We start from the raw sequence: 21,210 nt of genomic DNA, 5'->3' as shown, positions 1-21,210 counted from the left end.
GTGGGTTGCGGGCGAGTAACCAAATCGCCGCGTTCTGATCAGGGTTGGCGATCGCCGATCCGGGCGTGCGCGAACACGGAGTGTACGCGGACGGGCTCACACCGCCGCGAACGGGCCGGGCTCCGGACGTGACCGGGCTCACCCCCGTCCGGAGTACCGGCTAGGGCCCCGGGCAGCACCGCGTGGCGCTGGTGCCCGGTCTCGGGGTCCGCGCGGCCACGGCTTCGATCTCCGCGAGCAGGCGCTCACGGGCCGCGCGGTCGATCAACCGCCCCCGGCTGACGACCGCGTCGATGCGCCTGGTGTTGGTGATGTCCGTGAGCGGATCATCTTCCAGCACAACAAGATCCGCGTATTTGCCGGGCGCGATCGTGCCGCTGACGCGCTCGCGCCCGGCGGCACGCGCGGCGTCCCCGGTGGCCGCCTGGATCGCCCGCATCGGGGTGACCCCGCCCTCGACCATCAGCGCGAGTTCGTCGTGCAGCCCGAATCCCGGGAAGTCGTAGGGGATCCCGATGCCGCAGTCCGTGCCCGCGGTGATCGGCACGCCCGCACCCGCGGCTTCGGCGAGCAGGCGCTGCGTCGCGGCGTAGAACTCGCGGCCCGCCTCGATCCGCGCCGGATCCCAAGGCCCGCCGAGGAAAGCGTCCCAGTCCTCGCGAACCCAGCCGGGCAGGTACTTCGTCCGTGGATCACCGTGGAACGACTCGGGCGGCAGCCACCACAGGCGCGCGCCGGTGAGCGTGGCGTCGAGCGCGACACCGTTGGCCGCCAGCGCGCCGAACACGTCGGCCGCGCGCACCGGGTCGTAGTACCGCAGCGCCTCCGGTTCCAGCGTCGTGCGCACCCCGGCCCACCAGGTCAGCGGGTCCGGCTGGAACTGGGTCTTCGCCAGCACCTCGCGCAGCCGCTCCTCCTCCGACGAGACGTCGAAGTAGAGCCCGAACAGGTGCTCCTGGGTGCTCATCGACAACGCCGCCGCGCTGTCGGACCGGGCCAGCTCGGGCACGTGCCCGGCGACCGGGATGCCGATCCGGCGGCCCTCGGCGGTGGCCGCCGCGAAGGCCTCCGCGCTCAGCAGCGAGTACACCTTCACCAGGTCGGCGCCGTCCTGTTTGGCCCGCCGGACCGCGGCGCTGGCTTCGGCGGGCGTGCTCACCCTGACCGGTTCGGGATCGAGGAACGACCGCGGCCCGTCGACCATGTTGGACGCGATCACCATGCGCGGCCCGACCAGCTCACCGCGTTCGATGCGGTCGCGGAGCTCCGGAAGGTGCGGCTGGCCCCACATCTCCCGCACCGAGGTGACGCCGTTGGCCACGTAGGCGGGCAGGACGAGCTGCTCGACGTTCGGCAGCGCGGCCGGCGCCGGGGTGTGGGCGTGCATGTCCCAGAGTCCCGGCAGCACGTACTTGCCCCGCAGGTCGAGCACCCGGACGCCGGCGGGCAGCGGCACGCGCGGCCGTCCCGCGGCGGCGATCCGGTCACCGGCGACCACGATCGTGGCCTCCGGCACCGGCGCGGCGCCGGTCCCGTCGATCAGCGTCGCGTTGACCAGTACCAGCACCTCGGCGGCCGCCGCCCGCTCCACCCCGGCCAGTCCCGGCACCCCGGCGGCGGTGAGCACCAGCCCGCTGCGGGACAACCACGACAGGAACGCTCTTCGGTTGCTTTCGGCCATTTCCAAACTCCCCAGTTTCGCCGTTCGCGGGCCCGAACCTACTCGCCCGCCTAGCATCGTGCGAATGCTGAGCGACGCGCGGATCGAAACCCGCCTCCCCACCCAGGACCTGGACCGGGCACGACGCTGGTATGCGGAGAAGCTCGGGCTGGAACCGGCCGAAGAGCGTGAGGGCGGCCTGCGTTACGAAGGCGCTTCCGGGGTGTTCTGCCTGTTCGCCTCGGCCGGTGCCGCCGACGGCTCGTTCACCCAGATGTCGTTCTCCGTCGACGACCTCGACGCCACGGTCGCGGCGTTGCGCGACCGCGGCGTCGTGTTCGAGGAGTACGAGGGCACCGTCGACGGGATCATGGAGATCGACGGGTACTACCCGAGCAGGGGCCGGGGCGAGCGGGCCGTGTGGTTCCGCGACAGCGAGGGCAACATGCTCGGGATCGGTGAGGTGGTGCCCTAGCGGGCCTGCAGCGCGTCCACCGCGACGGCCTGGGCGATCACCAGCCGCTGGTCGATCGCCGCGTCCTCGATGTCGATCCGGTAGTGGTCGCGCAGCCAGGTTTTCTTGTCCACGCTGAAAACCTGCCTGCCGTCGGCGGCGAAGTCGAAGTGGTAGCGGAACGGGAACGGGATGTTCTCGATGATCGGCAGCACGTTCCACAGCCGCCGCAGCACGGCGATGCCCCCGTTGCGCTCACGGCCGGTGACGGTCGGCCCGCCGGGCGGGTCGAGGTGCCAGGTGGAGTTGACCAGCGATTTGCCGAAGTCCTTGCGGAAGAGCCCGATCGAGCGGCCGGCGGCGTCGGTGACGTCGTAGCCGCTGCCGAGGTCGATCACCTTGCGGGCCTTGAACCTGGCCAGCACGGTGCTCTTGGTGGAGTCGGTGTAGATCGTCACCTCTTCCTTGAACTTCAGCCGTTTCTGCTCGACGAACGCGATCAACTGACCGGGCTCCCCACCCTGGTCGGCGAAGATCTGGTAGCGGTTCACCGCGAAGGTGACCTTCTGGTGCATGTGCAGCGTGGCTTGGGTCACAGGCGGCAGTCTCTCACCTGATCGAGTGACTGTCGAAACGGGGCGGGGTGGCCGCGCTCCCGGCGCGACCACCCCGCCTTCCCCCTCGGCCAAGCACTTCGTACACCGGTCAGTCTGCCGGGCACCCCCTGGAACAAACCTTGTGCGGATCTTGAATCCCGGAAAACCGCTGGCGGCGGCCGGAACAATGGTGCCAACCACCACGAAGGGAAGGGCCGCCGTGCACGAGGTATCGCCACTGCTGGACCAGGTCGCCACCACCATCACGGCCGCGATCGGCCGGGCGCGACCCGAGCTGGCCGGTGCCGACCCCGTGGTGAGCCGCTCCGAGCACGCCGATTTCCAGGCCAACGCCGCCCTCGCACTCGCGAAGCGGGTCGGCGCCGCACCTCGCGAACTCGCCGCTGAAGTGCGTGACGCGATGGTTGCTTCATTGATCGACGAAACCGCGCTTTCCGGGCCAGGCTTTCTGAACCTCACACTGTCCGATTCGTCGGTGTGGCACCAGATCTCCGCACGGCTGGCGAGCCCGCGGCTCGGCATCGGCACCCCGGAACTGGGCCGCCGGACGGTGGTCGACTATTCGGCGCCCAACATCGCCAAGGAAATGCACGTCGGGCACCTGCGCACGACGATCATCGGTGACTGCCTCGCCCGCCTGCTCGGCTTCCTCGGCGCGGAGGTGGTCCGCCAGAACCACCTCGGCGACTGGGGCACGCAGTTCGGCATGCTCATCCAGTACCTCGACGAGCACCCGTCCACCGAGTCCACATTGGACGACACCTATCGGGCCGCACGCGCGGAGTTCGAGTCGGACGAGGCGTTCGCGGACCGTTCGCGGGCGCGCGTTGTCGCGCTCCAATCAGGTGACGCCGACACAGTGGCCCGCTGGCGTGAGATCGTCGCCGTATCCGAGAAGGCGTTCCGCGTCATCTACGACCGGCTCGGCGTGCTCCTCACACCCGAAGACTCCGTCGGCGAGTCCTTCTACAACCCCCTGCTCGCCGAAACCGTGGAAGCGTTGCGCGAAGCCGGAATCGCGGTCGAAAGCGAAGGCGCGTTGGTCGTCTTCTCAACCGAGGTAACCGGCCCGGACGGCAACCCCGTCCCGCTCATGCTCCGCAAGCGCGACGGGGGCTACGGCTACGACACCACCGACCTGGCCACGATCCGCTACCGCATCCACGACCTCGCGGCGGACCGCCTGCTCTACGTCACGGATTCCCGGCAGGCACTGCACTTCCGGCTGATCTTCGAAGCCGCCCGCCGCGCGGGGTGGCTGACCGGCGGGATCGAGGCCGCGCACGTGCCGTACGGCACCGTTCTCGGCTCGGACGGGCGTCCGTTCAAGACCCGGGCGGGCGGCACCGTCCGGCTGATGGACCTGCTCGACGACGCCGTCGCCCGCGCACGCGCCGTCGTGGCGGAGAAGAACCCCGAACGCGCACCCGCCGAGTTGGACCGCATCGCCGAGCAGGCCGGGATCGGCGCCGTCAAGTACGCCGACCTGTCGACGTCGCGGCTCAGGGACTACACCTTCGACGTCGACCGCATGGTGGCCCTCACCGGCAACACCGGGGTCTACCTCCAGTACGCCCACGCCCGCATCAGGTCCATCCTGCGCAACGCGGGCGACACCGAGCCGGTGGTAGACGCGTCCGTCCCGCTCACTCCACCGGAACGGACGCTGGCCCTGGAGCTGGACGCCTACGCCAGCACCCTCGTCGACGTCGGCACCACGCTCGAACCACACCGCCTCTGCGGCTACCTCTACGCCCTGGCGCGCGCGTTCACCACGTTCTACGAAGCCTGTCCCGTGCTCAAGGCCGCCGAACCCACGCGCACCAACCGCCTCGCCCTGTGCCGGCTCACCGCCCGCACCCTCGAACACGGCCTGGGCCTACTGGGCATCGCCGCCCCGGAACGCCTCTGAATCAGCGATGCCGCCGAAGACGGTCACTCCGGCGATGCCGTCCCGGCGGACGTCGAGCACCGCGACGCCGAACGGCTGCCCGCGCAGGTACGCGAGGGCGCCCGGCTGGCCGTTGACGACCACGCGGTCCATCCGCCAGTCGCCAGGGCTCCCCACCGCCGCGGCGAACACCCCGGCGCAGTCCGCCTTGCCCGCGAACCACGTCCGGTCCGGCACCAGCTCCAGCGTCGCGTCCGCACGGAGCACGGTCGTCAAGGCGGTGACATCCGCCATCTCGAACGCGGTCACGTACGCGTCGAGCAGCCGCCGCGCCTGCGGGGAGCTGGGCTCGACGACGTCGTCAAGCCCGAGGTCGACGTCGGCCAACCTGGCGCGGGCACGTTGCAGGCTGCTCTTCACCGCCGCGACGGACGTGCCCATCATCTCGGCGACCTCGGCGGCCGGGAACGCCAGCACGTCCCGCAGCAGCAACACCGCCCGTTGGCTCGGCGGCAGCGTCTGCATCGCGGCGACCAGCGCCAGCCTCAGATCGGCGCGGTCGCCGGGGAACGGCTCGATCGACGCCTCCGCGGGCAGCACGCCCTGGTTTTCCGACGGCGCCCCGATGCCCGAGGGCAGCGCGCGCCGGCCGCGGTCCCTGGCGGCGTTCAGGCACACGTTCGTGACGATGCGGTGCAACCACGTCCGCACCGAGGAACGGTCCTCGAAGGCGTCCCAGGCGCGCCACCCGCGGAGAAAGGTCTCCTGGACCGCGTCCTCGGCCTCGTGCCACGACCCGAGCATCCGATAGCCGTGCGCCAGGAGCTCACCGCGCAGTGGCGCCGCCACCCGCTCGAAATCCGTCACCGGACCAGTGTCGACCGCAGCCACGCCCCCGCCTTACCGATCGCGTCGTCGGCCGCGGTGGTCCGGCCGGCGGTCATCTGGAAGGTGTGCACCTGGTCCGGGTACTCCTCCAACTGCACCTCGACGCCCGCGTCCCGCAGCCGCTGCGCCAGCCGCCTGCTATCGTCCAGCAGCGCTTCCTCGGCACCGGCCTGGAGGCAGGTCGGCGTGCAGTGGCGCCGCCAGCGGGTTGCGCGAGTCAGCCCCGGCCAGGTAACCCGCCGCGAGCCCGCGGACCATTTCCCTGGTGAAGTACGGGTCGCTGCCCGTGTCGTACGAAGCGCCTTCAGCGTCGAGATCGGTCCACGCCGACATCAGCAGCAACGAGGACGGCATCGGCAGCCCATCCTCCCGCGCGCGGATCGCGAGGCCGAGCGCCAGCAGCGCACCGCAGGAGTCAGCGACCACGCCGATCGGACCGGCGCCGGTGCCGAGCAGCCACCGGTAGGCGGCCGTCACGGTGTCGAGCTGACTGGGGAACACGTGCTCGGGCACGAGGCCGTACTCGACGGCGAACACGTTCACCCCGGCGGCGCGGGCGAGATGGCCGAACATCCGGCGGTGCGTGGACACCGATCCGCCTACGAATCCACCACCGTGGATCGCCAGGACCACCGGCCCGGCCGGGGCGTCGCGTGGCCGCAGCCACGCCCCGGCCTGGGCCTCGGCGGTTTCGACGGCCTCGGGTTCGGCGGTCAGCGTCTCCCAGGCCGGGTCCTGCGCTCCGCGTGCCCACGACTCCCACAACGCGCGGTTGGGGTCCTCCATCGTTTCGCTCATGACGGATAGACCCCGGCCGCACCGGAAAGGAATCGGTGGTCAGCGGTCGATGCGCTCCAGCTCGATCACCGGGATGAGCCGATCGGTCTTCTGCTGGTACTCGCCGAACTGGGGCTGCACGGCGACCTGCTTGGCGTACACCTCGTCCCGTTCGGTGCCGGTGAGCACCCGCGCGTTCACGGGGAAGCGCTCGGTGCCGTATTCGACTTCCACCTTCGGGTTGGCCACCAGGTTGTGGTACCAAGCGGGGTTCTCGGGGCTGCCGCCCTTGCTGGCGAAGATGTAGAGCCGGTCCCCGTCGACCAGGGGAACCAGCGGGGCGATGCGCGCGGTCCCGGTCTTGGCACCGATGTGGTGCACGAGGACCAGTGGCATGCCCTCGAAGATCCCGCCGGCCTTGCCCCCGGTCTCCCGGAACTCGGCGATGACCTTCCGGTTCATCTCGTCGAAGTCGATCGTGTCGGTCATGTCCCCGAGCCTAGGCGATCTTCGGTGCCCTGATCGATAGCTGGATCGGTCAGAAACATATCCGATTGTCGCACTAGCATCGGTGTCATGGACCTCTTGGCGGACGTGCTGGCGGTCGGCGGCGTGCGCGGCACGGCGGGTGCGCGCATCGAGGCCGGCGGCACCTGGGGGATGTCGTGGCAGGTCATGGGCGCCGCGGCGTTCTACGCCATCACCTCGGGCACGGCGTGGCTGAGCCTGCGCGAGCACGAACCCCGGCAGCTCATGCCCGGTGACGTCGTCCTGCTGCCGGGCGGGACCCCGCACGCGCTGAGCAGCGCTCCCGGCCTGCCGACCCCGTCGTGCCCGCGTTGTGACGAGGCCATGGCCCACGGCAGTGTGCTGCGACTGGGCGCGGACGAGGTGCAGACGCACATCCTCGGCGCCAGTTACGAATACGACCCCACGGTGTCGACGCAGGTCATGGCCACGCTGCCGCGGGTGCTGCACATCCGGGCCGACAACGGCGGCACCTGCCTCGACGACACCGTCCGGCTGCTGTCGAGGGAACTGGCGTACCCGCAGGTCGCGACGACGTTCGTGCTCAATCGGCTGGTCGACATCCTGCTGGTGCAGTTGCTCCGGGTCTGGCTGGCGCAACGCCCGGACGAATCGCGCGGGACGTGGCTCAGCGTGCTGACCGATCCGGTGATCAGCGTCGCGCTGGCCAAACTGCACCAGGAACCGGCACGGGCGTGGACCACCGAGTCCCTCGCCACCGAGCTGACGATCTCGCGCAGCACGCTGACCCGGCGGTTCCGCGCGGTGACCGGCGCCGCCCCCGCCGACTACCTGACGCGGTGGCGCATGGACCTGGCCGCGGTCCGGCTGCGCGACACGGACGACACCCTCGACGCCATCGCGCGCTCGGTCGGTTACACCTCGGTCTACGCGTTCAGCCGCGCCTTCCGCCGGTCGCGTTCCCAGGCCCCAGGCCAATTCCGCGCCGCGACGCGCGCTTCTTGAGGGCGGCCGCGGGGATTTCATCGGAGTTTCATCGCTCGCGGCTAGGCTCGCCGCGGTTTGCCGGAAAGTGGTCCGCGGAGGCGTGTGTGTGGGGTTGGCGGCGGATGTGGTGGGCCCGTACCGGGTGCTCGCCGAGCTGGGGCGCGGCGGAATGGGCCGGGTGCTGCTGGCTTCGGGGCCGGACGGGCGGCTGGTCGCGGTCAAGCAGGTGCTGTCGGGCATCGTGGAGGACGAGGGGTTCCGCGCGCGGTTCGCTCGCGAGGTTTCCGCGTCCCGCACCGTTTCGGGCGCCTACACCGCCGCGGTCGTGGACGCCGACCCGCACGCCGCGGTGCCGTGGCTGGCGTCGGTGTTCGTGGTGGGCCCTTCGCTGAAGGAAGCCCTGGAGGCGACGGGCCCCTTGCCGGAACAGGCCGCCCTGCGGCTCGCGGCCGGGCTGGCGACCGCGTTGGCGGGCATCCACGCGGCGGGCGTGGTGCACCGGGATCTCAAGCCCGCCAACGTTTTACTGGCCGAGGACGGGCCGCGCGTGGTCGATTTCGGCATCGCCCGCGCCGCCGACGCCGACGGTGGGCGCGGCGACCTGACGCGCACGGGATGGCTGGTGGGCTCGCCGGGATTCGCGTCGCCCGAGCAGGCCGAAGGCGGTGAACTGGGTCCGGCCAGCGACGTGTTCTCGTTGGGCATCGTGCTGGCCGTGGCGCGTTCGGGGGTGAGTCCGTTCGCCGGATCGTCGACCCTGCAGACGCTGAACAACGTGGTGTCCGGCGAACCCGACCTCGCCAAGGTGCCCGGACGGCTGCGCCCGATCGTCGCGGCGTGCCTGGCCAAGGACCCCGCCGCGCGGCCGACGCCGGCCCGGATCCTGGAGCTGGTCGGCTCGCTGGCGCCGTCGGTGCGGCCGTGGCCGGAGGCGGTGCACGGGATGATCACCGCGCAGCGCGAGCGGGTCACCGCGCTCGTCTCGCCGGGGGCCGAGACGGTGGTCCAGACGACCCAGCCACAGCCGGTCGCGTGGAACGCCCCTCCGGGCGGCCGGCCGCGCATGGCCGTCCCGCAGGGTGCCGGAGCCTCGTTTCCCCAGCGGCCCAGGGCGAACGCCCCCGCTGCGGCCATCGCCGGTTCCCTCGGCCTGGCCACGGCGGCCATGCAGGTCTGGTTCGCCATCGTCAACATCCAGCTCGGCGGCCCGCCCAGCGAGTGGATGGGCCTGACGTGGACCAACATCCTCGGCGGTTTCGCCGCGGCCCTGTGCCTGGCGGCCACCGCGGCGCTCATCTTCGCACGAATGCCCGCGGGCGCATGGACGTTGTGCGGTCTCAGCGCGTTGCTCTTCGTGGCAGTCTTCGTCTCCCCGCTACTGCGAGGCGAGACATTCGCGCACCAGCTCCATTTTGTCTTCAGCTTCCACAAGGCGAACGGCACCGCGGTCGGCCTGACCGTCATCGGCTGCCTCCTCACCACCACCACAGCGGCGGTCGCGGCCAGGCTGCGCTCACCCACTCAGTCACCGAGGGGATCATGATCCAGTGCTGCTGGACATCGCCACGAACGTCATAGCGAACATTCTGTTCTGGCTCGGCTTGGGCTTCGCCGTGGCGGCGATGGCGCGGATCGCGCAGCGGCGCTTCCGCGGTTTCTTCGGCCTGCACACGAATCAGCAGTTGGTCGTCTGCCTGTAGAACCTGTGGACCACGGCGACGAGTTCCCGCCCGCGCGGTTACGCCATTTCCCTGCACGAACTGCGGGCCGCCGAGGCGATCACCCGGTTGTTCGGCTCGGCGTCGTTCCGCCTCCCGGACCTGGTCCGCGGTCTGGTCGACGCGATCTACCTCGGGCGCCACCGCTACGACTTCCGCAACACCGTGAGCCCGGCACCCGGCGACGACCCCGAGCAGTTCCCCGAACTGAGCGGCAACCTCGTCGTGGTCGGCGCGGCGCCCCGCAACAGCATCCGCCGGATGTACCTGCGGGAGAACCTGGTGAGCCTGCGGATCTCCGTCGAAGAGCCGGACACCGACGAGCGGTACGCGCAGGTGCTCAGCGGCGCGGACCTCGGCCGGCGCATCACCTCGGATTCCCTGGACCTGGCGATCGTCGAGAAGGTCCACGACACCGCACGCGGCACGACCGTGGTGTTCTGCCTGGGCCGACGGGGAGACACGACCTGGGCGGCCACCGAATACCTCGCGCGCAACTGGCGTTCTCTGCAACGAGAATTCGGCGACGCTCCGTTCGCCCTCTGCCTGGGCTTCCGCGACCCGAACTACGAATACGACTACCACCCGCCGCGCCGCTTGCTGGCCATCCGGGGTTGACCCGGCTCAGAGCACGTTCGTGGTGGCGGCGACGCTCGCCGTGTTCCGGAGGATGCAGCCCGCGCGGTAGAAGAAGCGGTCGGGCGTGAAGGTGACCTGCCCCTTGTTCGGGAAGGTGACCTGCGCGCTCGCGCCGGTGAAGCGCATCACCTCGCCGGCGCGGATCGCCGGGTTGGACAGCCAGGGCGCCTGGACCAAGCCGGTCGCCGCGCCGCCGAGCTTGAACCCGCCCTGGCCGGTGTAGGTGCCGGCCGCGGTGTCCGAGTGCCAGGGCACCACGCCGGTGTACTCGATGCGCACGGTCGCGGTGTCACCCTGGGACACCGACGCCGGCGCGGTGATCGTGGTCAGGTAGGTCGCGGGGAAGGAGACGATCGAGCCGCCGTTGCAGACGTAGTCGACGGACACCGTCCCGGCGGCCGCGGGCGTGGCAGACAGGACCAGCGTCGCCGCGACCGCGGTCAGCAAGGCGAGGATTCTGCGCATGCCGCGATGATCCGCCGCCCGGCGCGGCCAAGACGTCTCCCGCGTTGCGGTCGACGACCACTGCTTGTCGGGATGACAGGATTTGAACCTGCGACCCTCCGCTCCCAAAGCGGATGCGCTACCAAGCTGCGCCACATCCCGTAGAACCAGGCCACCCCCGGGTGGCTTGCACCCAGCTTAGCGGCAACCGGTAAGCTGCCTGTGCACCCGGTCCTCCGGGAGCACGCGGGCGTAGCTCAATGGTAGAGCCCCAGTCTTCCAAACTGGCTACGCGGGTTCGATTCCCGTCGCCCGCTCCAGCGCATTACCGCAGGTCAGACACCACGAAGCGGCGGCCTCCCGACTCCAGGGAGACCGCCGCTTTCGTCGTCCGTGCCATTAGCGTGCCATTAGCTCCGACGCTGCTTCTGAACCCGCGCGTTCAGTTCCTCGGCGATCTGTCGATCACGCGCGCTGGTCGCGTGCTGGTAGATCAGCGCCGCCCGGACCGTGCTCTGCCCCATCCGCTGCATCAGCTCCCGCGTGGTGGCTCCGGCCTCGGCCGCCAGCTGGTTGCCGGTGTGCCGCAGGTCGTGGAAGTGGAAGCCCTTGGGCAGGCCAGCCACCACCACGATCGCCGTCCACTTCGTCTCCCGGTGGAAGTTGCCCCGGCGCAGGATGCCACCGGCCTTGCCGACGAACACCAGCCCACCCGGCCCAGCCTCGGCGTACGCGTCGAGGTGCTTGACCAGTTCGCCGGACAGGAACGCCGGAAGCGCCACGGTCCGGACACCAGCCGCGGATTTGGTCGGTCCGATGCTGATCTCCCCGTCCTGTGCCTGCGACGCCCGCCGAGCCACCCGGACCGTCATCGCCTTGACATTGAAGTCCCGCCGCTGGAGGGCGACCAGCTCACCCCAGCGCAGGCCGGAGAACGCCGCCAGCAGCACGAGGAACCGGTACCGCTCCGGCATGACACCCGCCAGGGCGTACACCTCATCGATCGAGGCGTGCGGGCGCTCCGGGGTCCGGTGCTGGTCGGCCCCCTTGATCCGGCACGGGTTGCGCTTGATCCGGCCGTCGTCCACCGCCGTGGTGAACATCGAGCGCACCAGCCGGTACGCCTTGGCCGTCCGATCCTCCGACCGCCCCGAGTCCAGCAAGTTCGAACGCCACCGGCGGATGATCTCCGGAGTCACCCGGTTCACGTGGTGCCGCCCGAGGAACGGTTCGACGTGGTTGCGCCAGATGCTCGCATGTTCCTCCCGAACCCGCCGCGACACCTTGCGCTCGCGAATCCACGCCGCTCCGTAGTCCGAAAAGGACACCTTCCCCAACTCAGGATCGAGCCAATCTCCGCTGATGATCTCCGACTCCACAACGGACAACCATTGCTCGGCATCCCGTTTCGTCGCAAAGGTCCTCGGCGCGGGGTGCACCAAGTTGTCCGGTCCGAGGTACCGCGCCTGGTACCGACCAGAAGGCAGCTTCCGCGTGCTTCCGAACCTCCGATGCCCCTTCTGGTTCGCCATCACGCCACGCTCCTCGTGATGGCCTCCACTCGGCCCGCCTGCACGAACGTCTCCAGATCACCGACCGCGATCCGAACGTGCGCACCGACCTTGTGGAACGCGATCCGCCGCTCCGCGATCAGCCGCCGGATGAACCGCACCGAGGTCCCGAGGTAGGTCGCCGCCTGCGTCACGTTCAGGTACTTGCTCTCCATCTCTCCCCCTCCGATCAGGCAGCCTGCGGAATTGCCGAAGTTTCTGGATCGCCCGGCGGTCCCTGCGCCGCGAGTAGCGCCCGGTCGTACTCGGCCCGCCAGGAGATGCGCTCCGAAATGGCGTGCATGAGCAGATGAGCCCGAGGTGGCACGTCACGGTCCGACGAGTCGACCTTGCGCCAGATCAGCCGCGAGGTGTCCTTTTCGGGCTTCTCGATCCCGACCCCGGCGAGCATGTCCCGGACGAAGGTCTTGCGGTCGGCGCGGTGATCGGCCAGCGACTTGCCCGACCACTTGCGCGAGACCAGCACCCGCCGTCCCGGCAACCCGAGCGTGGTCCGCCGATGCGCCCGCCCCTTGCAGTGGCCCGGAATCGTCTTCGAGGTCACGCCCTGCGGCTGGACACCGTAGAGCAGCCATACCGCGCACCGGGGCGAACACGGCGTGATCGACAGTTCCGCGTGCAGCCGGTCATGGTGATCCCGCTGCCTGGCCGTGCTGGCCTCCACGACCTCACCGGTGGACTTGGTGAGGTACTTGGTCAGATACCCGATGTGCCGCCCGGCTTCCTCCGAGCCGCCGAGGATGCCCTTGGAGTGCACCTGACGGCCGAACATCACCACGTGCGCCGGATGCTCGACCTCTTCCAGCGCCTCATCCCAGGTGGTCAGTGGCTCCAGGGTCTTCGGGTCCACGAACGCCTTGGCGTGGGGGTCCCACAGCGGCATCCGGTCGCCGTAGACGATTCGGTCGTGGTTGGGCCACCACACCTGGTGATACGTGGCCTCGGTGACCTGCCGTACGACCTCGTGCGGAATCGAACCGCGGATTGCCGCGTGCAGATGCGGCGCCGTGCGCTTCTGCGGCTCCACGGTCGCGAAGTACTGCGCGTCGAAGCCGACCACGCGGCGCAGGTTCTGCCACCACCGATCCACCAGCGCGGCAAAGTGCACCGCGTCCCGAGCTGCCCGCCGGTAGTCATAGGCGTCCGGATCGACCGGTGAGCCGTCCTCCCGCACCCGCCCGTAGGTGTCGCACGTGAGCGTGACGAACATCGAGGGCCGGTACTTCCCGGCGAACTCCCGGCCCACCGTCGTCTTGGCCACCCGCCGCCGAGGCAGGTTCGGCGCGTCCTGGCGCCGTTTGGTCGAGCGCTTCACGCCTGCCTTGGCCGGCGGGTCCAGCACCGGCAGCCGACCCCGCATCCCGAGTTGCCGAAGTTCCTGGTCTACCGAGCGAATCTCCTCTCGCAGCTCTTCGGCCTCCAGTTCGTTGTCCCGGTTGTGCTGGTACGCCTGGACCAGGTCAGCGCGGAACTCCATCAGTTCGGTCTGTTCCTTGCTCGGTGGCGCCGAGGTGAAGTCGGGTTCCTCGGTGAGGTGCCAGCCCTCGCGGCACTGGACCTGACGCAGCGCCTTAGCCTTGCGTGCACACGGCAGGCACACGCTCTCCACCGTCGACCCACACGGCACCGGCACATACTTCAGCTCGCCCGTGTCCGGGTCTCCGACCTCCATCGTGAACGGCCGCACGCACACGCCGTGCTTCTCCGCCGTGGCCTTGATGACCTCCGCCGACAACGGCAACGCCATCCGCTCCGCCCGGGTCATGCCGCAGCACCACCCTCGGCGTCCCGGCCCGGGAACGGCAGCACCTCAGCCCGCCGCACCGCCCGACCGGTGACGTACTCGACCAGCTCGTCCAAGTCGCCGTCGGTCACGTGGAAGGCCCGGGCCCGCAGCGGTTCCCGACGACCGTCCTCTTTGGCCCACGCCACGCCCGGGGTCTGCTCGGAGATCTCATGCGCCGCAGCACCGCGCGCCCGGACCCCGTCACCGAGCACCATGTCCACCTGCGTGTGTTCATCGAGGCGCATCGCGATGCGGGTGGAGAACAGGTGCCGGAAGGACACGATCTCCTTGCGCGGGTCCTGGAGCAGCCCCAGCACGCATACACCCGGGGCGCGGCCCTGGCTGGTGATGGTCTGCACCGCCCGCGACGCCCGCTCCCGCAGTTGCTTGTCCGACTGGTAGGCGATCACGTCCGCCAGCTCATCGACCACCAGCAACAGGAACGGGTCACCGGTCGCAGGAGTCCAGGAGCGCAGGCGTCCCCGGTAGCGGGTGGCGCGTTCCTTCACTGTGGCCGCGATCTCTTCCAGCAGCTCCACCGCGTCGGTTCCGTTGTCGAACACCACCCGGTCGAAGACCTCCGGGGCCTGGCCCAACTCCATGCCGCCCTTGGGGTCGATGCCCACCAGACGCACCGAACCAGCGCGGATCAGCGGAGCCAACGCCCACACCACCGACCACAACAGCGACCCCTTGCCCGCACCGGTCGCCCCGACCGTCAGCACGTGAGTCCCGAGCAGCCGCAACCGCCACGGCTTGCCCGTCTCCGTCCGGCCGACCGGGAGCCGCTTGAGGTCCACTTCGGCACCCAACGCAGGGACCAGGACCGGCTTGCTCAGCGGATCGTGGTGCAGGAAGTCCAGTTCCAGACGGCCCGGTTTGCGCACCCGCACCCGGCACCCCGTGGCGTTGAACGAGTGCGCCAGCCCTGAGGCCCGCAGCTCCCACTGCTCCGGCGCCTGCCCCTTGATCATCTTCACGCGGACCCGGTCGCGCCAGCCCTCCGAGCGCAGATGCCCGAGCTTGGGCCGGAACTCCTTGCCACGGCTGGTCTTGGCCAAGTCGGTCAGCCGCATCACCGTGCGCCACTGACAGGCATACACCGCGAACCGGCGATACTCCGTGCGCGGCTGCGGCAGCACCACTCGCCGGAACGAGTCCCGGTGCAGCCACCACCACAACACCAGCAGCAGCACCACACCGGCCGCCACAATCCCCAGACCCCAATGCCCGAGTTCGGCGTCCAGCACACCGGCCAGGACCGCCACCGCAACCAGCAGCGGGTACCGCACCACCACCCGGCCGAGCTGGAACAGCACCCAGCACACCAGCCACGCCAGGATCACCGGCGACAGCACCAGCTTGACCCCGTTGGGCAACATCGTCCACCACGGCAGGCGAGGACGAGCCACCTCCAACGGCGCCGGATCAACCCAATGCGAACGAAGGTTCCTGCTCATCACCGACCACCCCGGCTCTCGGCCTGGTGGCGGATTGTGACGCGCATCCGGGTGACCCCCACTGGCGCGCCGAAGTTGTTGTCGTCTAGCGTTTTCATTGTCGACTCCGCGAGGTGTTGACAGCGCAGGAGCGGCAAGGTTGGTAGCCAGGTTCCGCTTCTGCGCCTTACAGGACAAGGAAAACGCGCGAGGGCGTGCTTGTACGCCGCACGACCCGTCGCACGCTTTCGAACTATTCCTTTATGGACTGTCCTATTCGGTCACTTCACCGTCCTTTCCTGGCACTCCGGCCTGGTCGAGGTGATCGGCCAGTTCATCCGCTCCGTCGCGGAGCTGGCGAAGGAGGGAAACGAACCTGGGCCACTGGGAAGGGTCGGGCGGCGGCATGATCGCCAGGCTGTCGGGATCGAGGTAGATCACCAGGGCCGCCAGCTCCCGCGCTGAACCAATCTGCTGCATGCCCGCGACCGCTTCCGGCCCCGGATGCCATGTCGCGTTGAACGCCATGAGCTTCTTCCTGCTGTGAGCGGATGTGCCATTGCTGCGCTTGCGCGTCGAAGGCTTGGGCTGCGGTCTCAACGGCCGCCATGACCCACCAAGGCTGGTCGACCTCGGCTGCGAGAACCCGCCAGGCGTAGGCGACAGCGTTGGACATTCGCGCAATCTCCTCCGTGGCCTCGGCCGAACCCGCGCCGTTGAGGTCGCTGTATCGCTGGTAGACCTCTTCCCAGGCCCGGACAGCCTCATTCATCGCCATCTGCCGCCCCCTCCGAACGAGCCGCCACGACTTCCAGCCCCGCGCGAGCTTCCGCGAGCGCGGCCGTGAAGTGGTCCAATGCCTCACCATCGATGAGCAGGGCCACCGGGAACGCCTTGCCGAACCGGACCTCGACCCGGTTGGCGTAGGTCAGGGCGCGGGCACGAATCGGCAGGTCCGCACTCACGTGAATCTGCACCGTGTCGCGCATCGCAAGCCCTTACGCTGCTGCCTGCTGCTGCGATGCGGCCGACTTCCCGCCGCTGGCCTTCTGCGCCGTGCTGGCCGGAGCGCGCATCTCCTTCGCGCGAAGGCTGAACTGGACACGGCCGTTCTGCTCGTACGCCGTCGCGGTCAGCCCCTCGAACACCACGGGACGGAACGGCAGGCCGGGCAGCGTCTCCGGCGGCACCGGCTGGACGTCCGCCGAGATCTTGACGACCGCGCCCGTGTTCTTCCCCTTGGCCGACGGGTCGGTGATCTGCACGTTCCACACCAGCTTGCCGGACATCACGTCCTTGGCCGGGGTCTTGTGGCCGTTCTTGTCCCAGTCGAACGCCTGCTCCACACCGAGCACGTACGCGCCCTCCGGGAACACGTCATCGAAGGGCACCGAGAACCGGTATCCACCCGGGATCGCCATGGACTTGCCTCCTTGGGCTCGGTCACCGGGCCTGTCCCGGCAACGTGACACCCAATCTCCGCCAAAACGCCGGACGTGATCACCACGTGGCGGGACATCTTGGGACGTCCTTGGTACGGTCGAAGTCGTCCCTACTAGTCCCCGGAGGGGTGCAGATGGCGAACGAGCGGCTTCGAGACGCGCTCCTGCGCAACGGACTCGACCCGGAACAGGTGGCCAAGGCCGTCAACGTCGACCCGAAAACGGTCGAGCGCTGGATCACCAAGGGACGTACGCCCTACCCGAAATACCGGCACAAACTGGCGGCCCTGGCGCGCGAGTCGGAGAGCTACCTGTGGCCGCAGGCGGTAGCCGCGGAACGCAAGGCCGAGACCGCTGCGGCCGAGGTGGTCAGCGTGTTCCCGCACCGCAACGCCATTCCCGCGGACCTGTGGGACAGGCTCATCAAGGACGCCGGCCAGACCATCGAGATCCTGGTCCACGCCGCGTTGTTCCTGGTCGAGCGACCGCGCTTCGTGAAGGACCTGGCACAGAAGGCCGCCGACGGTGCCCGCATCCGGCTCGCGTTCGGCGACCCCGAGGGCGACAGCGTGGCCCTGCGCAGCGAGGAGGAGCAACTTGGTGAGGGCACGCTAGCCGCCCGCATCCGCAACGCCCTGGCCTTCTACCGGCCGCTGATCGGCGTGGATGGCATCGAGATGCGGTTCCACAACACCACGCTCTACAACTCGATCTTCCGCCTGGACGACGAAATGATCATCAACACCCACGTGTACGGCTTCCAAGGCGCCCACGCCCCCGCCCTGCACCTGCGCAGGCTCTCCGCCGGGGACCTGTTCGAGACCTACTCGGAAAGCTTCGAAGCAGCCTGGAACTCCGCCCGCCCCGCCACCTTCTAGGAGGCACCCATGACCCGGCGCGACTTCTACTACGACCCGAACGCCCCAGCCGCGAACAGCATCGCCGTCGCCGTCTCCGCCTTCATCCAGGACGACGAAGGCCGCATCCTCATGATCCGCCGCACCGACAACGACTTGTACTCCATCCCCGGAGGCCAGCTCGAACTAGGCGAAACCCTGACGGAGACCGCCGTACGCGAGGTCCGCGAGGAAACCGGCATCGAGTGCGAGGTCACCGGCCTCATCGGCATCTACTCCAACCCCAACCACGTCATAGCCTACGACGACGGCGAAGTACGACAGGAGTTCTCCATCTGCTTCCGCGCTTGCCCAGTAGGCGGCACCGTAAGTCCCAGTGACGAAAGCAAAGAAGTGCTCTGGGTTCTCAGCAGCGAAGCTGCTCAACTGAACATTCATCCCTCGATTCAAAAACGGATATCCAACGCCTTAACTGAAGACAGTTACCCATACTATGACTAGCAATCAGGAGCGAAGGCGCGCAAAGGTCCGATAAACAGCTATCGGAACAGCCGAAATACCAGGATACTGAGGAAGATCAGCTAAGCCCGATGCGCCGATATTCTCCAGAAGAGAAGACATCGACCTGGCAAACTTGACTCGCGAAAACTTATCCTCACCGCCCCCCAGAGATCCTCGGGATGCATTTATCAAGTTCTCGAGGGCAATCTCTTCGCGCGGCCTTGAGTAGTGGCCAACAGTGCCAACAATCGTCCACATTTGCTCAGAGGCACCGAATCGCGACCCGATGACGTCGGCTTCGGCATCGAAGTATCGCCTATTCGGCTGAAAGCGGGCCGCCAACGTGACCGAGTTGTCCAGATACCCCGAGCGCATCAACAGGCTCAAGCCAGGACGAAACACGCCGCGCAGGATTCGGACCATCGCCTTCAGTCGAGCAGGAGACATCTCGAAATCCGGCGAGAATTCCTCGATATAATCCTCCAGTTCGCCACGCTCCGGGATCGAGCGATAAAAAGTTGAACCAGCCTTGTGGAACTCAGTATTGTTTTTCGAGTTCAACGGCTGCGAATTAAGGTCGATAAACTTCTGAAAGCCGCCTGTCGCAGCCGAGAGTCCACTGAGCAAATTCGCGAAGTATTCGGAATTAAATAAGATTCCAGGAGCACTCAGGCGAAATATCGATCCCTCGTGACGAAGTTCAGTTATTCTTTCGAAATTTTGAATGCCGTCACGAAAGTGTTCACTGATATCAACCAACCATCCGTCTTCCAGTGCAGCTTCAAGCTCTGGAAAAAGGGAATCCAAGAGGGATCTTTGCACAAAGGTTTCTTCGCCTTTCTCCGTAGCCGTTGAGGCCGTCAGAACCTTGTTCCATCCAACCGAACCACGCCGTCTGCTCGTGTCTGTATCGCGAAGCTCCTCCGGAACACCAAAATCTAGCTGACCAGCGATAGACTTGACCTTGTCGATATCAAGATAGAGATAATCCCGCAGGTATTCGACTTCATCCTGATGCTGCATATATAGCTCCAACCGCTGCCGAATTTGGCTCTATGGGATCAAGGCGCGCCGCCGTCGGCGGCGCGCTGGTGCGGCCGGGCAGGCCGCCCGCGCGCGGCGGGCGCATCCATACCGACACACCGGGCTCCCGCTCCGCTTCGCCCGGTGGCCGGGCGGTGCGCCCGCCGAACGCGCGGGCGGAGCCCGGTAGCCGCCAGCGGCGCGCATCAGCATCAGCCCTCCCCATCGAGTCCTGGTCAGCGGAAGTCGATCAGTGGGCACGCTCTGTTACGGAGGTCACGGACGACGCTGCCATCCCGACGCCTGATCGTGACAACGGCCGGTCGCACCGCGTCAAGGCGGGAAAGCGTGCCTTGACCCGGCACCACCGGCCGCGTTCTGGGCTTGGTGTCGGGAAGCAGGGTGGGGTGTGGCGGGCGCCTGGAGTCGTGCCATTAACGTGCCATTAGGGGCGGTCAACCAAGGTCAACCGGGGCAGCTCAGGACCGGGGGCCTGCCAGCTCACCGAGGGCGAAAGCCCAGGTCAAGCAGTCTTCCAAACTGGCTACGCGGGTTCGATTCCCGTCGCCCGCTCCAGCAGGAAAACCGCAGGTCAGACACCACGAAGCGGCGGTCTCCCCAGTCAAAAGGGAGGCCGCCGCTTCGTCGTCCGTGCCATTGGTTGCCCGCTTCGGTGAGAGCGGGGTCAGTCCTTGACTTCCCGGGCCGTGGCCATTGCTCGTTCTGTTTCCCAGAAGGCGCGCATCGAGCGGATCAGGCCATCCTCGCCCACCCGGTACACGAAGACCCCGTCCGTGTCGACGCGGTAGTTGCCTGGCAGGTACGTGGTGATGGTGCCGACGTTCGCCACCTCGTCCCCCGCCGCGTGCGAGTCGCGGATGGTGAATTCGAAGCGTTCCACCTGGCCGATCGTCTTGTCCCAGAACGCCGAGATGCCCTCGCGGCCGTGGTGCCCCTTGCCCTCCTCGTCAAAGAACGACGGGCCCACCGGGTCTTCGACCGTGGCGTCCGCGGCGAACAGGTCCAGCCACTCCTCCTTCGCCCCGCGGACCACGGCGTTCATCGAGCGCCACGCCGCCAGGCGCGCGGGCGGCTGCTCGGCCTCGGTGTCCCAGCTGACCGTGATGCTCATGCTCCTCCTACCACCGCGATGACCTCGTCGCCGAACTTCCGGATCGAGTCCTTCTTCGCCCCCAGCTCGCCGTCGAAGCCGATGCCGTCGAACATCCACGGCATGGTGATCACGTCCGTCACGCCGATCTCCGCCTGCGCCCGGTAACCGTCGACACCGAAGCTGTCGATGCACACCGCCTGGTACTCGAACGGCACGTCCGCGCGACCGGCCTCCGCCAGCAACGAGCGCAACCGCGAGATCGTCGACCGCAGGTCGTCGAACTTCATCATCGCCGACGACCAGCCATCCGCGTACTTAGCCGCCCGCTTCAGCGCGACCTCGGTGTGCCCGCCCACGTAGAACGGCACCCGCTTCGGCGGCGTCGGGCTCATGCGCAGCTTGTCGAAGTCGAAGAACTCCCCGTGGTACTCGACCATCCCGCCGTCGAGGATCAGCCGCAGCACCTCGATCGCCTCGTTCACCCGCGCCCCGCGACGCGCGTACGGCGCACCGCACCACTCGAACTCCTCCGGCGACCAGCCGACCCCGAGCCCCAGCCCGAACCGCCCGCCGGTCAGCGCGGCCACCGAGTTCACCTGCCTGGCCAGCAGCACCGGGTTCCGCGACCCGAGCTTCAGCACCGAGGTGTAGAACTCGATCTCCGAGGTGACCGCCCCCATGGCCGCCGTCGCGACCAGCGGGTCGGCCCACGGCGTCTCCTCGTTCCAGAACCTGTTCCCGTCCGGGGTGTACGGGTAGTCGGCGGACACCTCCTCGGAGTAGAACAGCGAGTCCGGCAGCACGACTGAGGAAAAACCGCTCTGCTCAGCCGTGACCGCCAGCTCGGTGAGCTGGTCCAGCGGGCTCATGGCAACCGAGAGGGAGAACTTCACAGCGCAGAACTATAACGTGT

The 21,210-nt window shown here is 68.3% G+C and carries 23 protein-coding genes, 2 tRNA genes and 1 pseudogene; 9 read left to right on the top strand and 17 right to left on the bottom strand.

Annotated features, from left to right (window positions below; translation table 11 throughout):
• Nucleotides 1–160: 160 nt before the first annotated feature.
• Nucleotides 161–1,681: an amidohydrolase family protein gene (locus tag JYK18_RS21085; RefSeq protein ID WP_206803647.1), complete on the bottom strand. Its 1,521-nt coding sequence runs from the start codon at nucleotides 1,679–1,681 to the stop codon at nucleotides 161–163.
• A 64-nt stretch (nucleotides 1,682–1,745) separates the two neighbouring features.
• Between JYK18_RS21085 and JYK18_RS21080 the strand changes: the two genes are divergently transcribed.
• On the top strand, nucleotides 1,746–2,135 hold the full coding sequence (locus JYK18_RS21080) for a VOC family protein (protein WP_206803646.1): 390 nt from the start codon (nucleotides 1,746–1,748) through the stop codon (nucleotides 2,133–2,135).
• On the opposite strand, the gene JYK18_RS21075 is transcribed toward JYK18_RS21080, so the two are convergent.
• Nucleotides 2,132–2,710 carry a hypothetical protein gene (locus JYK18_RS21075; RefSeq protein WP_307795975.1) on the bottom strand — a complete coding sequence of 193 codons (579 nt, stop codon included), beginning with the start codon at nucleotides 2,708–2,710 and terminating at the stop codon, nucleotides 2,132–2,134. The genes JYK18_RS21080 and JYK18_RS21075 overlap by 4 nt on opposite strands.
• Nucleotides 2,711–2,930: 220 nt before the next feature.
• Here JYK18_RS21075 and argS point away from each other — a divergent pair, with 220 nt between their 5' ends.
• On the top strand, nucleotides 2,931–4,643 hold the full coding sequence (argS, locus tag JYK18_RS21070) for an arginine--tRNA ligase (RefSeq protein WP_307795974.1): 1,713 nt from the start codon (nucleotides 2,931–2,933) through the stop codon (nucleotides 4,641–4,643).
• Here the strand turns inward: argS and JYK18_RS21065 are convergent.
• The 3 genes and pseudogenes from JYK18_RS21065 to JYK18_RS21050 all read right to left on the bottom strand — a co-directional run bounded on the left by JYK18_RS21065 (nucleotide 4,611) and on the right by JYK18_RS21050 (nucleotide 6,776).
• Complete coding sequence (locus JYK18_RS21065) at nucleotides 4,611–5,489, bottom strand: RNA polymerase subunit sigma-70 (protein WP_206803644.1); 879 nt, start codon at nucleotides 5,487–5,489, stop codon at nucleotides 4,611–4,613. The two genes, argS and JYK18_RS21065, sit on opposite strands and share 33 nt — an antisense overlap.
• A gap of 137 nt (nucleotides 5,490–5,626) precedes the next feature.
• Nucleotides 5,627–6,296 (bottom strand): annotated as a pseudogene (locus JYK18_RS21055) (alpha/beta hydrolase fold domain-containing protein); the annotation flags it as partial.
• Between the two features lie 51 nt (nucleotides 6,297–6,347).
• Nucleotides 6,348–6,776, bottom strand: coding sequence for a nitroreductase family deazaflavin-dependent oxidoreductase (locus tag JYK18_RS21050; protein ID WP_206803642.1), 429 nt, complete (start codon nucleotides 6,774–6,776; stop codon nucleotides 6,348–6,350).
• Nucleotides 6,777–6,863: 87 nt separating this feature from the next.
• Between JYK18_RS21050 and JYK18_RS21045 the strand changes: the two genes are divergently transcribed.
• The 4 genes from JYK18_RS21045 to JYK18_RS21030 all read left to right on the top strand — a co-directional run bounded on the left by JYK18_RS21045 (nucleotide 6,864) and on the right by JYK18_RS21030 (nucleotide 10,099).
• Nucleotides 6,864–7,781 carry an AraC family transcriptional regulator gene (locus tag JYK18_RS21045; RefSeq protein WP_206803641.1) on the top strand — a complete coding sequence of 306 codons (918 nt, stop codon included), beginning with the start codon at nucleotides 6,864–6,866 and terminating at the stop codon, nucleotides 7,779–7,781.
• 88 nt (nucleotides 7,782–7,869) lie between these two features.
• Nucleotides 7,870–9,306 carry a serine/threonine-protein kinase gene (locus JYK18_RS21040; protein ID WP_307795973.1) on the top strand — a complete coding sequence of 479 codons (1,437 nt, stop codon included), beginning with the start codon at nucleotides 7,870–7,872 and terminating at the stop codon, nucleotides 9,304–9,306.
• Nucleotides 9,307–9,310: 4 nt separating this feature from the next.
• A complete protein-coding gene (locus JYK18_RS21035; protein ID WP_206803640.1) occupies nucleotides 9,311–9,463 on the top strand; it encodes a hypothetical protein in 153 nt (50 codons plus the stop codon).
• Between the two features lie 87 nt (nucleotides 9,464–9,550).
• Nucleotides 9,551–10,099, top strand: coding sequence for a hypothetical protein (locus tag JYK18_RS21030; protein WP_206803639.1), 549 nt, complete (start codon nucleotides 9,551–9,553; stop codon nucleotides 10,097–10,099).
• Between the two features lie 6 nt (nucleotides 10,100–10,105).
• Here JYK18_RS21030 and JYK18_RS21025 read toward each other — a convergent pair whose 3' ends face one another.
• Nucleotides 10,106–10,585: a hypothetical protein gene (locus JYK18_RS21025; protein WP_206803638.1), complete on the bottom strand. Its 480-nt coding sequence runs from the start codon at nucleotides 10,583–10,585 to the stop codon at nucleotides 10,106–10,108.
• Nucleotides 10,586–10,652: 67 nt separating this feature from the next.
• A tRNA-Pro gene (locus JYK18_RS21020) sits at nucleotides 10,653–10,726 on the bottom strand.
• Nucleotides 10,727–10,810: 84 nt separating this feature from the next.
• Here JYK18_RS21020 and JYK18_RS21015 point away from each other — a divergent pair.
• A tRNA-Gly gene (locus JYK18_RS21015) sits at nucleotides 10,811–10,884 on the top strand.
• A gap of 90 nt (nucleotides 10,885–10,974) precedes the next feature.
• Here the strand turns inward: JYK18_RS21015 and JYK18_RS21010 are convergent.
• The 7 genes from JYK18_RS21010 to JYK18_RS20980 all read right to left on the bottom strand — a co-directional run bounded on the left by JYK18_RS21010 (nucleotide 10,975) and on the right by JYK18_RS20980 (nucleotide 16,781).
• Complete coding sequence (locus JYK18_RS21010; RefSeq protein ID WP_307795972.1) at nucleotides 10,975–11,892, bottom strand: tyrosine-type recombinase/integrase; 918 nt, start codon at nucleotides 11,890–11,892, stop codon at nucleotides 10,975–10,977.
• 203 nt (nucleotides 11,893–12,095) lie between these two features.
• Entirely contained in the window at nucleotides 12,096–12,290 is a 195-nt protein-coding gene (locus tag JYK18_RS21005) for a helix-turn-helix domain-containing protein (protein ID WP_206803636.1), read from the bottom strand.
• Between the two features lie 14 nt (nucleotides 12,291–12,304).
• Entirely contained in the window at nucleotides 12,305–13,900 is a 1,596-nt protein-coding gene (locus tag JYK18_RS21000) for a replication initiator (RefSeq protein WP_206803635.1), read from the bottom strand.
• Entirely contained in the window at nucleotides 13,897–15,303 is a 1,407-nt protein-coding gene (locus JYK18_RS20995) for a type IV secretory system conjugative DNA transfer family protein (RefSeq protein WP_242579304.1), read from the bottom strand. The genes JYK18_RS21000 and JYK18_RS20995 overlap by 4 nt, the downstream gene beginning before the upstream one ends.
• A 330-nt stretch (nucleotides 15,304–15,633) precedes the next feature.
• Nucleotides 15,634–15,888, bottom strand: a complete 255-nt coding sequence (locus tag JYK18_RS20990; RefSeq protein WP_206803633.1) for a hypothetical protein — start codon at nucleotides 15,886–15,888, stop codon at nucleotides 15,634–15,636.
• Nucleotides 15,889–16,124: 236 nt separating this feature from the next.
• Nucleotides 16,125–16,349: a hypothetical protein gene (locus JYK18_RS20985; protein WP_206803632.1), complete on the bottom strand. Its 225-nt coding sequence runs from the start codon at nucleotides 16,347–16,349 to the stop codon at nucleotides 16,125–16,127.
• 9 nt (nucleotides 16,350–16,358) lie between these two features.
• Entirely contained in the window at nucleotides 16,359–16,781 is a 423-nt protein-coding gene (locus JYK18_RS20980; protein WP_206803631.1) for a hypothetical protein, read from the bottom strand.
• A gap of 155 nt (nucleotides 16,782–16,936) precedes the next feature.
• On the opposite strand from JYK18_RS20980, the gene JYK18_RS20975 reads away from it, so the two are divergent.
• Together JYK18_RS20975 and JYK18_RS20970 are read left to right on the top strand one after the other, a co-directional pair.
• A complete protein-coding gene (locus JYK18_RS20975; protein WP_206803630.1) occupies nucleotides 16,937–17,680 on the top strand; it encodes a DUF5919 domain-containing protein in 744 nt (247 codons plus the stop codon).
• A 9-nt stretch (nucleotides 17,681–17,689) separates the two neighbouring features.
• Nucleotides 17,690–18,160, top strand: a complete 471-nt coding sequence (locus tag JYK18_RS20970; RefSeq protein ID WP_206803629.1) for an NUDIX hydrolase — start codon at nucleotides 17,690–17,692, stop codon at nucleotides 18,158–18,160.
• 3 nt (nucleotides 18,161–18,163) lie between these two features.
• Here the strand turns inward: JYK18_RS20970 and JYK18_RS20965 are convergent, their stop codons facing one another.
• From JYK18_RS20965 to JYK18_RS20955, 3 genes are all read right to left on the bottom strand, one after another.
• On the bottom strand, nucleotides 18,164–19,183 hold the full coding sequence (locus JYK18_RS20965; RefSeq protein WP_206803628.1) for a hypothetical protein: 1,020 nt from the start codon (nucleotides 19,181–19,183) through the stop codon (nucleotides 18,164–18,166).
• A gap of 685 nt (nucleotides 19,184–19,868) precedes the next feature.
• Nucleotides 19,869–20,315 carry a nuclear transport factor 2 family protein gene (locus JYK18_RS20960; RefSeq protein ID WP_206803627.1) on the bottom strand — a complete coding sequence of 149 codons (447 nt, stop codon included), beginning with the start codon at nucleotides 20,313–20,315 and terminating at the stop codon, nucleotides 19,869–19,871.
• The gene (locus JYK18_RS20955) at nucleotides 20,312–21,190 is read right to left on the bottom strand and encodes a TIGR03619 family F420-dependent LLM class oxidoreductase (RefSeq protein WP_206803626.1); all 879 of its coding nucleotides are present in this window, start codon (nucleotides 21,188–21,190) and stop codon (nucleotides 20,312–20,314) included. Before JYK18_RS20955 ends, JYK18_RS20960 begins: the two co-directional genes overlap by 4 nt.
• Nucleotides 21,191–21,210: the final 20 nt, after the last annotated feature.

Origin of the sequence: Amycolatopsis sp. 195334CR, from assembly GCF_017309385.1 — a bacterium.
GTDB lineage: Bacteria > Actinomycetota > Actinomycetes > Mycobacteriales > Pseudonocardiaceae > Amycolatopsis.
This window is presented reverse-complemented; position numbering and strand designations above follow the sequence as displayed.